This window comes from Peribacillus muralis (genome assembly GCF_001439925.1).
GTDB lineage: Bacteria > Bacillota > Bacilli > Bacillales > DSM-1321 > Peribacillus > Peribacillus muralis.
On the sequence record NZ_LMBV01000003.1, the window covers coordinates 377,479 to 392,083 of the forward strand.

A 14,605-nucleotide genomic window follows, 5' to 3' on the forward strand; every position below is an offset into this window, starting at 1 on the left:
ATGAAAAAGGCGCCTTCTCAGGGCGCCTTCTTTGTTATTGATTGACCTTCAGTTTTTGTTTTTGCTTTTGTTTTTGAGCCTTCATAACGAACCAAATAACGATAAGTGCAATCGGGATAAGCAGGAAATTCGCGTATTGGGAAAAGATAGCTCCTGCCTGTTCCCATCTAGGACCCAACTTATATCCTAAATAAACATAGACGCTTGTAACAGGAAGCATCGCCAAATAGGTAAATAATATGAATTTCCAAACACTCATTTTCAGCATTCCGCATGGAAGCGATACCGCCGTACGGATTCCAGGTACAAACCGTCCAAAGAAGGCGATTCCCCCACCATACCTTTCAAAGAATCGATCCGCTTTATTCAACTGCTCGTCATTAACCAGAAAGTATTTACCAAACTTCAACACTAGCGGTCTACCGCCATATTTCCCTAAAGCATAAAGCGTAAGCGGCCCCGTTACCCCGCCAATCGAGCCGGCGAGAATGGTCAAGTAAATATTCATATCACCTTGATAAACCCAGTAACCTGCCAAGGGCAGGACTATTTCAGCAGGAATGAATTCAAAGGTCAATGCCAGCATCACACCGAAATAAGATAACGATTTAAATGCTTCAATCATATCCATTATTAAAGTTTCCATTGATTTCTCCGTTTCAGTCTTTTTACATATTATAAGGCTCCGCCTATACAAGAATTGGCGAAGTCCTTGATTTCAAAAAGGACATTTTCCATTGTATCACAAGTTCAATCGCAAGTTTTCATAATCTAATGGAGGAATTGGACTTTGGTCGTTTCATTCAACTGCACTTCTGCATTAGTCTTAATATAATCGTATCGACTATACAAAGAAAACGAGTCAAACACCCAATTGACGAGTATATTGCAGGAAAGAGTTATATCAACTATTTTATCGAGGACAGTAACCTAAAAAAGATGCCGTCTGCAAACTACAGACAGCATCTCGTTCATGTTCCTAGTTTTTTTAATAATCCTTTAGATTGGTACACCTTGGATCGTCTCTGCTAAGTCGGCATCCTCCTCCAAAAGTTAAATCATGAAGGGCGTGGAAAACCTGGCTAATCCTTCCTCGATTTGTTTTTTGGCATCGGTCATCATGCCATCAAGCAATTCCTGAACCGTGGGGATGTCATCAATCAACCCTGCTACCTGGCCGCTATTCATAAACCCATCGTGAATATCCCCATACATTGCACCATTTATATGATGCACTTCAGATGTCATTTCACGATATGTCATTGGCGACAGACCTTGTTTTTCCAAATCAAGGATTTTTTCCGGATATGGGGCCTTCAATACTCTTCTAACCTGGCCAACCGACCTGCCCAATATACACGTATCATTGCCAAAAGCTTCAATTAGTTTCTGTTTGTAGGATGGATGGAAAGGGGCTTCCTTCGTGGCGATAAGCCTCGTTCCTAACTGGACTCCTGAGGCACCCAGCATCAAGGCTGCTGCCACTCCTTGTCCGTTGCCAATCCCTCCAGCCGCCAATACCGGCAGCTTCACATGTTTGCTAATTTGCGGAATGAGGGTAAAGGTCGTCAATTCCAGACTTGAATTAATTCCGGCAGCCTCAAACCCTTCTGCAACCAAAACATCAGCCCCGGCAGCCTCTGCTTTTTGGGCATGCTTGACAGATGCCACGATAGCAATCACCTTTACCTTCTTTTTTTGAAAGGACGGAATGTAAGGGGCAGGATTTCCTGCCGACAAGGAAACGACAGGTATATCATATTTTAGGACAAGATCGATTAGCTCTTCTGTATAGGGATTAACATTTATCGGAATGTTCAGCGCAAAATTTTTATTCGTCTTCTCCTTCGTTTCCAAAATGATGGCTTCCACCTGTCCAGGGGTCATCGTACCGCAGCCGATCGTCCCAAGGCCCCCTGCGTTGGATACTGCAGCCGCTAGATCTGCATTGCTTATATTCCCCATGCCGCCTTGAATAATTGGATATTTAATCGAAAAAAGCTCGCAAATATATTTCACTTTTTCCCCTCCCTGTCCATTTAATGTTATACTATAATCATTAGAAAAACAATTCTGACTTTTCAAAAAGGAGCGAGACTATGATCATTCCATACGATAATAAGAAGCCTAGCATTGATGAAACCGTTTTTGTTGCACCTGGCGCCTATTTAATTGGTGATATTTCGATTGGGAAAGAATCGACCGTTTGGTTCAACTCGGTTTTGCGCGGTGATGAGGATTCAATTACGATAGGGGAAAAGTGCAGCATTCAAGACAACTCCACCATTCATTTGTTCGAAGGCTGCCCTGTTGTCATCGAAGACGAAGTGACGGTTGGTCATAACGTGATCCTGCATGGCTGTAAAATAGGTAAACGCTCCATTATCGGGATGGGTTCAACGATATTGGATAATGTTGAAATCGGCGAAGAATGCATTATCGGCGCCAATACTTTAATAGCAGCCGGCAAAATCATTCCTCCGCGTTCGCTCGTAATTGGTTCACCAGGGAAAGTGGTTCGCAGATTGAATGATAAGGATCTTGAATTGATCCAGCTTTCAATTGATACCTATGTGCAAAAAGGAAAGGAATTTAAAGCGTTACTCGATTGAATGTGAGATTGATTGTTTTATCATTTGGAAAAGAGCTTCGGCCAGTAATCAATAGCGACTGGCTAAAGCTCTTTTCTTCACTTAATGATCAGCGGATGATCCTTAGCATCATAGGCATCATCTTTCCGCCATAAATCATTATTTTCCTGAAATACGCTTTCGAAGAAGCGGCTTGCCGGTTCGGCCAAAACTTGATAATACTGGCTAAACAAAAGAGCGGCATGGTTCCCGTTCCATTTTGGGGGCAAAAGTTCCTCTGGCAGGCCCGGATCGATAAATAAAAACTTACGATATTCATGCACCAAATTCGTTCGTTCCACAAAGCAATCCGCATCAGACATTTCGCCCCTGCCGATGATGCTTTGGTGAACGATGAATTGTTTACTGTATTTCTCGATGAATTGTTCGTATTTATTTTCAATCTCTTCTAAATGCCAGCTCTTCTGGACAAGTGAATGATTTTCCTTAGGACCCTTGTATTCGGAAATAAAAAAATCAACATATTCATTTATTTCATATTTCTCGATTAAAAAGCCGATTTCCTTCTCCAAATCATTAGGGGAAATCCAGCACCCATTGCAAAAGCTGCCAAACCCACTCCATAATAATTCTTTTCGAAGATCATCCCGTAATTGCCGTTTATCTTCAGGAATCGTGTACATTAAAATGCGCCATTTACCGTCCCAATCATTTGGTTTCATTTTATATATGCGATTGGCCGCTTCATCCATCCGCTGTATACCGCGATCAGTCAAAAAGTAATAGCTTTTATTTCCTTGTTTTTCGGATTGAATCCACCCTTGCTTAACCATACGTGAAACGGCTACACGTACGCCTTGCTCATTATGGCCGAATTCCTTTAATAGACGGATTAAACTGCCTATCCAGATTTTTCTTCCATAGTTACGGATATAATCACCATAAATGGTAAAAATCATGGACTGCGTATTAGTCGCTATATTTCTCACCTCTTTCATTGTTACCATTTCCACACGCTCCACATAATTATTATTATATCCCTTAAAATAGAAACCGCAATATCATTTACCGGTAAATTTCGTTTTTCTTCGTTCGTTAAATGCAAGGAGTGCTTCCAACCTGTCTTGAGTCGGAATGGTCATTTCATAGGCTTTTCCTTCTATCGCCATTCCCGTTTGTATATCTGTGTTCATTCCTTGGGTAATTGCGTATTTAGCTTGCTTGATTGCTATAGGCGCATTACTCATGATTTCTGCAGCTAACCCTTCACAGGCTGAGCGCAGCTGCTCCCTCGGCACGACCTTTAAAAGAATCCCTAAGTGAAAAGCTTCTTCTGCGGTCAGTTTTTTAGCAGTAAAGATTAATTCCTTCGCCTTCATTTCGCCAATCAATCTTGGCAGCCGTTGTGTACCGCCTGCCCCGGGAATGATTGCCCAGCTAGTTTCGGTGAGACCCAAAGAAGCACCTTCAGCAGCAATAGCGAAATCGCATGACAGCAGCCATTCAAAGCCGCCCCCCAATGCATAACCATTGACGGCCGCGATTGTTGGCTGTGGTAGCTCTGCAATGCTAGTAAAAACATCACGGATCAATTTAACGTTCCTTCTTACTTCCGCATCATTCATAGTCTTTCTTTCTTTTAAATCCGCCCCTGCGCTAAAAGCTTTTTCCCCTGCTCCCGTGAATATGATTACATGAATATCACTATCCAGATGAACCCCAGCGATGACCTTCTGCAGCTCAGAAAGTGTTTCATAGTCGAAGCAATTCAAGACCTCAGGTCGATTCACCGTTATATAGCCGATTTGATTGTTCACTTCATATATGACATTAGACATGCTTCCTCTCCCCCTTCATAAGGAAATGGCCAACAGCGTCAATCCTCTTCCATATTTTCTATAATTGCCGAAATACCCTGCCCAACACCGACACACATCGTCGCAAGGCCGTAACGTACGTTCCGCTTTTTCATTTCGTGGACAAGTGTTGTTAATATACGTGCCCCGCTAGCACCTAGTGGGTGGCCCAATGCTATCGCCCCGCCGTTGACGTTGACTATCTCCTGATCCAATTTCAATTGGCGGATGCACTCCAACGATTGGGATGCGAATGCTTCATTCAATTCAACTAGCCCGATATCTTCAATGGATACATTCGCCCTCTCCAGCGCCTTTTTCGTAGCATGAACCGGACCAAGGCCCATAATGGAAGGTTCTAACCCTGCAACTGCTCCTATAACATATTTGGCCAGGGGTTTCAGCCCAAGCTCCCGTGCTTTTTCCGCACTCATTAATAGCAAGGCCGCTGCTCCATCATTTACACCTGAGGCATTACCAGCCGTTACAGTGCCGCCTTTAAAGATCGGTTTGAGTTTTTCCAACTTTTCGATGGTCGTGTCGGGACGAGGGTGTTCATCCTTCTCGATAATGACCGCATTCCCTTTGCGATCTCTATATCGAACAGGTACGATTTCATTAATGAAACGCTCATTGTCCACTGCTTTTTTCGCTCTTTGCTGGCTTTGAAACGCGAACTGATCTTGATCCTTCCTTGAAACCGAAAAACGCTGCGCCACGTTTTCGGCTGTTCGAGGCATAGGATCCGCGCCATACATTTCTTCAAGTTTCTCATTCGTAAAACGCCAGCCGATCGTTGTGTCCAAAAGCTCCATTGACCCCCGCGGGAATTCACTCTCCGGTTTGGACATGACATATGGCGCCCTTGTCATGCTTTCGGTACCGCCTGCGATATAAATATCCCCTTCTCCTGCTGCTATCGAGCGGGCAGCATACATAACCGCATCCAGCCCGGATCCGCACAAGCGATTAATGGTCGTTCCGGCCACAGTTACAGGAAGACCCGCTAATAGCGCAGACATTCTCGCCACATTGCGATTATCCTCTCCTGCTTGATTCGCATTCCCGAAGATGACATCCTCAATTTGTTCTAGAGGCAGCTCTGGATTACGATCGGTCAATGCCTTGATGACAATGGCACCGAGGTCATCGGGGCGAACACTTTTCAACGCGCCTTTATATCTTCCGATTGGTGTTCTTACAGCATCAATGATCACAACATCCTTCATTTTCTCACCAGCTCCCCATCTTTCGTATAATCATAGACGCCCCTGCCAGACTTGCGGCCGAGCCTTCCCGCTTTAACATATTGTTCAAGGAGGGGGGCAGGGCGGTATTTCTCACCTAGTTTACTATGTAAATATTTTAAATTATTCAACCGGGCATCCAATCCCACCAAGTCCCCTAACTCAAATGGACCCATCGGATAATTCAACCCTAATTTTATTGCCTTATCGATTTCTTCTGGTGTTCCTAAACCTTCTTGAAGCATAAAGAATGCTTCATTACCTACCAAACAGCTGATCCTACTCGTAACGAACCCAGGGAATTCATTAATGACCACAGTCTCTTTCCCCATTTTTTCGGCAACCTCTTTTATAACCGCTGCCGTTTCATCGCTAGTTTCAAGGCCGCGTACAATTTCCACAAGCGGCATCTTTTGTACAGGATTGAAAAAATGCATCGCTATCGTTTTTTCGGGACGTTTTCCATAAGAACCTAATTCCGTCGGGCTCATCGTGGACGTATTCGTTGCAAAGTAGCACCCTTCTTTTGCATGTTCCTCAATTGTTTCGAATACGGCTTTCTTAATTTCCGCCTTTTCCGGAACTGCTTCTATGATCAAGTCGGCATATGTTGCCGACTCTTGCAGATTGGAAGAATACGATAATCTATTTTTTGCAGGTGCGGCTTCCTCCTGGGTGATTTTCTGATAGCGCACGCCTTTTTCAAAGATTGTATCGATTTCTTTTTTTGCACTTTCCAATACATCTGGATTCACGTCCACCACTGTTACGTCATAGCCCCCGGTTGCTCCCACATAGGCAATACCCCTACCCATGACACCAGAACCTACGATCACTAAATTTCTAATCATTAAAATCTCCTCCTTCAAAATAAATAGGGCTGACAGCGAAGAATCAGATCAGCATTCATCCATACCTGAATTACTTCTCCGACAATCGTTTTGCCAGCCAACTATTTTATGTTTGATTAAATGCCAAACGGATTCAAGGGACGGCTTCCATGATAGGAAATGATGCTTTTCGTTTCTGTATAAAGATCAAGTGTCTCAATACAAAGTTCGCGTCCGAATCCTGATTGCTTATACCCTCCGAAAGGTGTTCCAGGAAATGCAGAGAATGGGCAATTCACCATGACGATCCCCGCTTCGATTTGGTTGGCGACTCTAGTCGCACGGCCTCCGTCTTTTGTCCAGAGGGCTGAACCCAAGCCGAATTCCGTATCATTCGCGAGTCTCACGGCTTCTTTTTCATCTTTGAATTTCATTATGACAACGACCGGTCCGAATATTTCCTCTTTCACGACATCCATATCATGATTGACGTTCGCTATGACCGTCGGCTCATACCAATAACCGTTTTCGAAACCATCGATGACCGCTGGCTTTCCTCCCGTGAGGATTTTCGCTCCTTCAGTAATGGCAGATTGTACATAATTGTCGATGACATCCAGTTGTCCTTGATCTATGACTGCACCGACGTGCGTTTCTTTATCGAGCGGATTGCCCAATTTCAATTTCTTCGTTTTTTCTACGAATCGGGTTACGAATTCATCGTAAATGTCTTCGTGTACGTATAAACGGGATCTTGCTTCGCAAGACTGCCCAGTATTGTAGAAAATTCCATATAATGATCCATCGATAGCCGCTTCAAGATCTGCATCCTCAAAAACAATATTAGGGGACTTACCGCCAAGCTCCAATGTCACCCTTTTTAATGTTTGTGAAGCTCTGCCCATGAGATCCCTGCCGATTGGCGTAGAACCCGTAAAGGCCACCTTATTCACGTTCGGATGTTCGACAAGGTAATTCCCTACGTCAGATCCAGGTCCTGGAATGATATTGACCACGCCGGAGGGAACACCGGCTTCTAAACAGATTTCCCCTAAGACGATGGCCGTCAGCGGCGTTAACGAAGCTGGTTTGACAATGACTGAACAGCCAACTGCAATTGCAGGTGCAATTTTCCAAGCTGCCATCATCATTGGATAATTCCAAGGGATGATTTGAGCACAAACCCCTACTGGCTCTTTTTCCGTATAGTTATGGAATTGACCAGGTACATTATTGACAGATCCGCGGTGTGCAACTAAAGCACCTGCATAAAACTCAAAATCTTCAATTGCCTGCATGACTTGGCCTTGTGCTGCAGAAATGGATTTGCCGCTGTTCAACACTTCCAATTCAACCAGTTCATTGAAGCGGGAACGCATGATCGCTGCAATTTTGTTCAATACCCGAGACCGTTTATTGATCGGAGTTTTCTTCCATTTCCCATTATCAAATGCTTCACGTGCAGCTTGAACGGCTTTTTCTGCATCTTCTTTAGTGGCCTTTGCAACCTTGGCAATGATTTCACCCGTCGCAGGATTACAAGCATGGATAGTGGATCCGTTAGAGCTTTCCACTCTTTCTCCATTAATGATCATATGATAATAATCACGTTTCGTTTCCGCTTTTTCAAATGCTGTCTCTTGAACTTTAACCATGTAGTAGTCCACTCCCTTTTTATATTACTTGCCTATGAATAGGGCTTTCCTTTTTTCCGTGAATGCTGCCACCCCTTCAGCATAGTCCATCGTTAAGCCAGCAATGCGCTGACCCTCCGCTTCCTCTTTTAAGTATTCTTCCAATGAAAGGTGGTAGGACGCCTCTAAGTATCTTTTGATTAAACCGATCGCTTTCGTTGGTTTGTTTGCGATATTCTCTGCAAAGGCTTTCAATTCCTCGTGCCATTCCTCCAAACCGATCACTTTTGTAGCAAGTCCGATACTTTTCGCCTCGATAGCCGTAACCTTTTCCCCCAACAAAGACAATTCCAAGGCTTTCGCATGACCGACAATTCGCGCAAGGTAATACAAATTTCCGGAATCGGGAATCAACCCGATATTGACAAAAGCATTTAAAAAACTGGCTTTTTCGGAAACAAGCCGGAAATCGCATGCAAGAGCCAAGCTGAAACCAGCACCTGCAGCCACTCCATTGACTGCTGCAATGATCGGTTTTTCACAGTTTGCTAGCTGCTGCATCATCGGACCATAGTCTTCGCGAAGCACCTGACCTAAATTCATGCTTTCTTCCAAATCGGATAAATCCTGTCCCGAACAAAAGGCCCTGCCTTCCCCTGTAATGATAATGGCCCGAACTTCATCGGACCCCGCAGATGTTTTAATTGCTTTTTGTATTTCCTTGTTCATTTGGGACGTAAAGGCATTTAGTTTATCAGGACGGTTCAAAGTAAGCCAAGCCACTCCGTTTTCAACCCTATAAGTGATTGTTTCGTACATGGAGCACCCCTTATCCGCCTGTAAAATCCGGCTCTCTTTTTTCAACAAATGCTTTCATGCCTTCTTTTTGGTCCTCTGATGCAAAAAGAAGATAGAAGTTCTTCCGTTCAAATTGCATGCCTTCATTTAAGGAGTAATCTACGGCTTTATTGACGGATTCTTTAATAAGCCTTACAGCTAACGGAGGTTGTTTTGCTATCTTTCTAGCAAAATCAACCGTTTCTTCCATTAACAATTCAGGGGCAACGATCTTGTTAATGAAACCATATTGCAGAGCTGTGTTTGCCTTGATCCTTTCAGCCGTCAATATCCATTCAAGCGCCTTCGTTTTGCCTACCAATTTCGTCAGCCTTTGCGTACCACCTGCGCCAGGCATCACTCCTAGAGTCACTTCCGGGAATGAAAACTGTGTGTCGCTAGCCGCAATCAATAAATCGCAGGATAAAGCGAGTTCAAAGCCACCGCCGAAAACAAAACTTTTCACTGCACCAATCACAGGCTTCTTGACTAGATTTATTCGGTCCCAATCGGCAAATTGGTTTCTTAACTCCATGCTGATTGGATTGTCACTAACCATCTCATCTATATCAGCGCCAGCGGAAAATGCTTTTCCATTGCCCGATAGCAAGATCACCTTCACTTGCGGGTCCCGATCATACTCTTCCATGGTTGAAACTATTTCCCAAACCATTTTCCTGTTAAGGGCATTCAGTTGCTTCGGCCGGTTTAAAAAGATAAACCCAATCCCGTCCTCGATTGACGTTTCAATGAATTGAAGCGCCTTCATTTTATTTCTTCACCAATCATCATCGTTACAAGTTTCCCGGCAAAGCCCATTAAATCTTTCCCTGATGCTTTTCCTTCGGGCGAACGCATCCCTTTTTGCAGGGCATCATGGTCTTCATAATACATTTCACATAGAATATGATATTCAGAGTCTTTGCCCATTGGAGTTCCGACTATTTTAGTTATTTCCATTTTTTGAAGACCAGGAATTTTTTCCGTTATCGGACCATGTACATTGAAGTAGTGCTCATCGAATTCTTCCTTGTTTTCAGGTTGTTTGTATAAGGCGATTAGTTTTACCATTTTAGAAAACCTCCATTTTATTAGATCATTTTTATCATCGGTTTCATCGCTTCGAACGGATTTTTACACGATTTGCAGTATAAAATGCTGCGGCAAGCAGTTGGGCCGAATATATTTTCCATCGTGACATAGGTTGATTCACAATACGGGCAATCTATATGCCATGATCCATCACTTTTCAATTGTCTGGGAGGGGGGGAGATTCCGAACACCTTCAATCCAGCGTTCCCCTTTTCCGTAATTCGATCGGATGTCCAGGAGGGGGAACGTAAAAATTCGACACTTACATTTTTTACGGCAGGATGATGTTTAACGGCGGTCTCCACATTTTTCTGAATGATTGGCAATGCCGGGCACCCTAGGAAAGTTGGCAGCATTTTTACCGAAACATCCTGACTTGATACCGTCACCTTTTCAACCATCCCTAAATCCAGAATACTGACTGTATCAATTTCGGGATCTTTTACGTCTTCCAGAAGCATATATATTTCATCTACGTTTATCAGCACGGTCGACATGTTACCCCTCCCCTTCTTTAATCATTCACCATGAAGCTGCTTTATCGGATGCATACACTTCGCTTAACGTTTCAAGCGCCGCTTCCAAATCCTCCGTATGCACGCCGTTACGTCCATCCCCCTTAGCCATTCCAATTTTAAATGTTGTCGCTAAGCCTACACTTTCAAAAATCGGAGTGACAGCCTCGACCCATTTTTTCTGTATGCCGCCGTCTATCAAGCCAAGCTCCACCATTTCCTCGCCATATTGCCCAAGTGAAAACACGCCGGCGAAATCCGGTAAGGTTTTATCAATCGCTGCCTTCATTCTCGAAACCGCATCCGCGTGATGGGAACCAAGTAATTGGACGAACCACATTTTCCAGTGCATCAAATGATAGTAAAGTTCCATCTGTACCTTTTGTGCCACTTCAGCCAGCGGTTCATATGAACTTGATTGCAGAGATTGAATCTTAATCGCTTTGGCTTCGGTATAAAAATAATTTCGCACCACCGCAAAAGCCCAATCATAATCAGGATCTTTCATATAATATCCAGGACCATTGGCAGCTTCGAGAATGATCGCATTGCGACGCTCTTTGGCGGGACGATCATGGGCGAGCCGATCTGCATCCCCTTCACCGAGCTCTTCCAATAATTTATAAAATATAGCTGCATGCCCCATCGTGTCTTGAGATATCGAGGCGGATGCAACATCTTCTTCAATATGCGGAGCGAGTCCCAGCCATTCTGCACCACGGTATGAGTGGATGAAGTCATCGTCTGCCAGTTGAAGCAACAATTCCTTGATTGAGATGTTCTTCAATGCTTCATTCTTCATTTGTCACACCTCCACCCCAAGACATTATCTCTTTTTCATCGAGCATGCCCTGCTCATACTTCCGCCATTTTTTCTTTAAATAACCGTACCCTTTTGTGGTCCTGTAATCTTTATTATCCATACGTTGAAGCGTTTTCTTCTCCTCGACCGTCATTTTCCGTATATTCTGTCTTTTAACAACCCAGATATCATCAACAGCTTCACGTCTCATGAAATTTTCTTGTGCCATCATGATCGCAATATCCTCATTAGGGGCCAGCAGGCTAAAATGATATTGAACGGGCGAGGATTGTGTTTTCCGGCTAAATACTTCGAATTCTTCAAAGTAAGTTTCTTGTCTAGTTACCAAATCGTCCTTCCCCCTCCTTACATGACCTTTGGCGCTAAAGCTTCGCGTACCCATTTATTATTTTCATAGGAAATTCTTCGAAGACTTAGGCGACCCTGTGAACGAGGTCCTTCATTCCGTGCATACACCTTCAATTTCCCCCAATCGGGTTGTCGGTAAATCCAGGTTTCCGATTCTTTATCAAAGCGTAGTGTCTGATCGGGAATGGTATAGCCAAGCGAAAGGATCCGCTTCACATACTTGGAAAAGAAGGCTTGGCGAAGCTCTTCATTCGTACTCGTTCTAATTCTGTACTTAATCGTTATATCCTGTTTGGATGAGCCCACTTCTTTCTTACTTGGAGGTCCAAAGAAGAGCAGCAGTGATTCCCACCAATAATCTATTGAGTCCTGGACCAATTTCCTTTGCTGTTCCGTGCCTTCAGCCAAGGCCATGATGATCGCCTCGCCATGCTGGGCGTGAAAAACTTCTTCGGCACAAATGCGGTGTAACGCACGGGAATATGGTCCATATGAAGATCCTAGCATGTTCGTTTGGGAAATGATCGCTGCCCCATCAACAAGCCAGCCAATCAATCCTGCATCTCCCCAGGTTTTAGCCTCCATATGGAAGACGTTATGAAACTTTAAATCTCCATTAAACAAATCCTGCATAAGATCATCCCGTTTTTTGCCGCAAGGCTTTAGCAAATCCTCGGCGACCCGAAGCAATATTTGTCCATGTCCCATTTCATCCTGCACCTTTGCCATGATTCCAAGTTTTCGATTCAAGGTCGGAGCTTTAGGCACCCATTCCTTCTCTGGTAGCGCACCCATGATTTCACTGATGCCATGCATGGAAATTAACTTGATGAGCGTCCCTCGGTAATCTTCAGGCATCCAATCATCAGCTTCTATCTTTTCCCCGGCTTCAATCCTGGCGATAAAATGATTCAGCTTTTCTTGTTCTGTCATCTCATTAAAAAGAACATTCATCCAAATCACCTCTCACTATTTATTATATAACGAACGTTTAACGTTATTATATTTTAATGTTATATTAAACACAAGACTATTCCTTATTTTCGAATTAAAGTAATTTAACGGAATTCATCCAATCTGTTTCCACGAAAATTTTTAAATGGCGGCGTTTCCGCTTTGATTGATTCGGTTGGACAGCCTTCTGGCGCATTCTCAAATAATTCATCGAATACTTCTGCGGTTCCTGCATTTTCATCAAGGATGACGAATGCAGCCCACTCCTTATCGTAATCAAAGATACCTACCTTGCATGCACCGCAACCAAGGCAAGTTTCTTGATCAATCATTCTTTCTTTGTCCACCAACCGCCCAAAGTACCCTCCACTGCATATTCTTTTTCGTACACCCGTTTACCCACTACCCCAATCATACGCTAATGATTTCATCATTCCGTTTATCTACGACACGAATCGCTTTACCTTCTGAACGCGGAATGCTTTTCGGAATGTTGACAACGATATCCATCGTTACTAGACATGTCGATTTCATTTGCTGCAGGAGTCTTCTCTTTAATTCCCCGACATGGTCATGGGCTAAATCTCCGCCAATTTCCTGATAGAGACCGCTTTCCAATTCAATATGCAGTTCGACACTATCCATTTGCCCTTTCTTCACGCGGTGAATCTGATAATGTGGAACAATCCCTTCCATTTGGAATAACACCCGCTCGATTTCAGAAGGAAATACATTGACTCCTCTTACTATGATCATATCATCGGTCCTGCCTTTAACACGGGTCATCCTTGTAGTCGTCCTCCCGCATGTACATGGCTCACGGGTAATCGAGGCGATATCGCCCGTACGATAACGAATAATTGGAAGCGCTTCCTTTGTAAGGCTTGTAAAAACAAGTTCGCCATCCTCGCCGTCCTCTACACGTTCAAGCGTGTTTGGATTAATGACTTCAACGAGGAAATGGTCTTCTGCAATATGAAGCCCATTCTGCGCTTCATGACATTCAATCGCAACACCTGGCCCCATGATTTCACTAAGTCCGTATATGTCGACCGCTTTCAACTTCAATTTCTTCTCAAGTGTCGCTCTCATTTCCTCTGACCACGGCTCAGCTCCAAAAATTCCATATTCAAGCCCATTATTATCCGGATCAATCCCCATCTCTTCCATTTTTTCTGCAATATTCAAGATATAAGAAGGGGTTCCGCAAATGCCACGGGGTTTGAAATCATTGATGATCGTAATTTGACGATCGGTATTTCCACCTGAAATAGGAACGGTAGCAACCCCTAACTTCTCTGCACCGCCGTGAAGACCAAGTCCCCCAGTGAACAACCCGTATCCATATGCATTATGAAAAATATCTGACTTCCTTCCTCCGGCTGCTACAATCCCGCGAGCCACGATCGTTGCCCAGTTTTCTAAATCGTTTTTCGTATACCCAACTACGGTAGGTTTCCCGCTTGTGCCGGATGAACCATGAATCCGCGTTACTTCTTCCATTGGAACGGCGAACAACCCAAATGGATACTGATCGCGGAGAGTTTGTTTTTTTGTAAAAGGTAGTTTCGTCACATCGTTTAGTGTTTGAATATCTGCCGGATTAAGACCAATTTCCGAAAATTGCTCTCTGTAATATGGTACCTTTTCAAAAACATAACGTATCGTTTTTTTTAGACGTGCCAGTTGGATACTCTCCATTTCAGCACGGGTTGCCGTTTCAACCTCGGGATTGTACATCGTTTCAGTCCCCCTCTTTTTTGATCGCTTTCCGGCCGTTCCTCGTTCATAACGATATTTTAACGAAAAATAGATTACCGTTATATTTAAGTATAAGATTAATACGCCATTTCTGCCCTGTCAATATCGTTTTTTAAA

17 protein-coding genes are annotated in these 14,605 nt (G+C 43.7%); 1 reads left to right on the forward strand and 16 read right to left on the reverse strand.

Annotated features, from left to right (window positions below; genetic code table 11):
- Positions 1-34 precede the first annotated feature (34 nt).
- The gene (locus tag ASU00_RS06335) at positions 35-646 is read right to left on the reverse strand and encodes a DedA family protein (RefSeq protein ID WP_057912586.1); all 612 of its coding nucleotides are present in this window, start codon (positions 644-646) and stop codon (positions 35-37) included.
- A 407-nt stretch (positions 647-1,053) separates the two neighbouring features.
- Positions 1,054-2,019 carry an NAD(P)H-dependent flavin oxidoreductase gene (locus ASU00_RS06340; protein WP_082630175.1) on the reverse strand — a complete coding sequence of 322 codons (966 nt, stop codon included), beginning with the start codon at positions 2,017-2,019 and terminating at the stop codon, positions 1,054-1,056.
- 80 nt (positions 2,020-2,099) lie between these two features.
- Between ASU00_RS06340 and ASU00_RS06345 the strand changes: the two genes are divergently transcribed.
- A complete protein-coding gene (locus tag ASU00_RS06345; protein WP_057912587.1) occupies positions 2,100-2,612 on the forward strand; it encodes a gamma carbonic anhydrase family protein in 513 nt (170 codons plus the stop codon).
- Between the two features lie 77 nt (positions 2,613-2,689).
- Here ASU00_RS06345 and paaX read toward each other — a convergent pair whose 3' ends face one another.
- From paaX to ASU00_RS06415, 14 genes are all read right to left on the reverse strand, one after another.
- Positions 2,690-3,571 (reverse strand): phenylacetic acid degradation operon negative regulatory protein PaaX, encoded by an 882-nt coding sequence (paaX, locus tag ASU00_RS06350; protein WP_057912658.1) that lies wholly within the window; start codon positions 3,569-3,571, stop codon positions 2,690-2,692.
- 81 nt (positions 3,572-3,652) lie between these two features.
- Positions 3,653-4,429 (reverse strand): enoyl-CoA hydratase-related protein, encoded by a 777-nt coding sequence (locus ASU00_RS06355; RefSeq protein ID WP_057912588.1) that lies wholly within the window; start codon positions 4,427-4,429, stop codon positions 3,653-3,655.
- Positions 4,430-4,467: 38 nt separating this feature from the next.
- Complete coding sequence (locus tag ASU00_RS06360; RefSeq protein ID WP_057912589.1) at positions 4,468-5,676, reverse strand: acetyl-CoA C-acyltransferase; 1,209 nt, start codon at positions 5,674-5,676, stop codon at positions 4,468-4,470.
- Positions 5,673-6,545, reverse strand: coding sequence for a 3-hydroxyacyl-CoA dehydrogenase (locus tag ASU00_RS06365; RefSeq protein ID WP_057912590.1), 873 nt, complete (start codon positions 6,543-6,545; stop codon positions 5,673-5,675). Before ASU00_RS06365 ends, ASU00_RS06360 begins: the two co-directional genes overlap by 4 nt.
- Before the next feature lie 116 nt (positions 6,546-6,661).
- Positions 6,662-8,179, reverse strand: a complete 1,518-nt coding sequence (locus ASU00_RS06370) for an aldehyde dehydrogenase family protein (RefSeq protein WP_057912591.1) — start codon at positions 8,177-8,179, stop codon at positions 6,662-6,664.
- A gap of 24 nt (positions 8,180-8,203) precedes the next feature.
- Complete coding sequence (locus tag ASU00_RS06375; protein ID WP_057912592.1) at positions 8,204-8,977, reverse strand: enoyl-CoA hydratase-related protein; 774 nt, start codon at positions 8,975-8,977, stop codon at positions 8,204-8,206.
- 10 nt (positions 8,978-8,987) lie between these two features.
- Positions 8,988-9,764 carry an enoyl-CoA hydratase/isomerase family protein gene (locus tag ASU00_RS06380; RefSeq protein ID WP_057912593.1) on the reverse strand — a complete coding sequence of 259 codons (777 nt, stop codon included), beginning with the start codon at positions 9,762-9,764 and terminating at the stop codon, positions 8,988-8,990.
- The gene (locus ASU00_RS06385) at positions 9,761-10,066 is read right to left on the reverse strand and encodes an EthD family reductase (protein WP_057912594.1); all 306 of its coding nucleotides are present in this window, start codon (positions 10,064-10,066) and stop codon (positions 9,761-9,763) included. Before ASU00_RS06385 ends, ASU00_RS06380 begins: the two co-directional genes overlap by 4 nt.
- A 20-nt stretch (positions 10,067-10,086) precedes the next feature.
- Positions 10,087-10,584, reverse strand: a complete 498-nt coding sequence (gene paaD, locus ASU00_RS06390; protein WP_057912595.1) for a 1,2-phenylacetyl-CoA epoxidase subunit PaaD — start codon at positions 10,582-10,584, stop codon at positions 10,087-10,089.
- A 25-nt stretch (positions 10,585-10,609) separates the two neighbouring features.
- A complete protein-coding gene (paaC, locus tag ASU00_RS06395) occupies positions 10,610-11,404 on the reverse strand; it encodes a 1,2-phenylacetyl-CoA epoxidase subunit PaaC (protein ID WP_057912596.1) in 795 nt (264 codons plus the stop codon).
- On the reverse strand, positions 11,394-11,753 hold the full coding sequence (gene paaB / locus ASU00_RS06400) for a 1,2-phenylacetyl-CoA epoxidase subunit PaaB (protein ID WP_057912597.1): 360 nt from the start codon (positions 11,751-11,753) through the stop codon (positions 11,394-11,396). The genes paaC and paaB overlap by 11 nt, the downstream gene beginning before the upstream one ends.
- 17 nt (positions 11,754-11,770) lie before the next feature.
- Entirely contained in the window at positions 11,771-12,727 is a 957-nt protein-coding gene (gene paaA / locus ASU00_RS06405) for a 1,2-phenylacetyl-CoA epoxidase subunit PaaA (RefSeq protein WP_057912598.1), read from the reverse strand.
- Positions 12,728-12,831: 104 nt separating this feature from the next.
- A complete protein-coding gene (locus tag ASU00_RS06410) occupies positions 12,832-13,059 on the reverse strand; it encodes a ferredoxin (RefSeq protein ID WP_413783508.1) in 228 nt (75 codons plus the stop codon).
- A gap of 79 nt (positions 13,060-13,138) precedes the next feature.
- Complete coding sequence (locus tag ASU00_RS06415) at positions 13,139-14,467, reverse strand: phenylacetate--CoA ligase family protein (protein WP_057912599.1); 1,329 nt, start codon at positions 14,465-14,467, stop codon at positions 13,139-13,141.
- Positions 14,468-14,605: the final 138 nt, after the last annotated feature.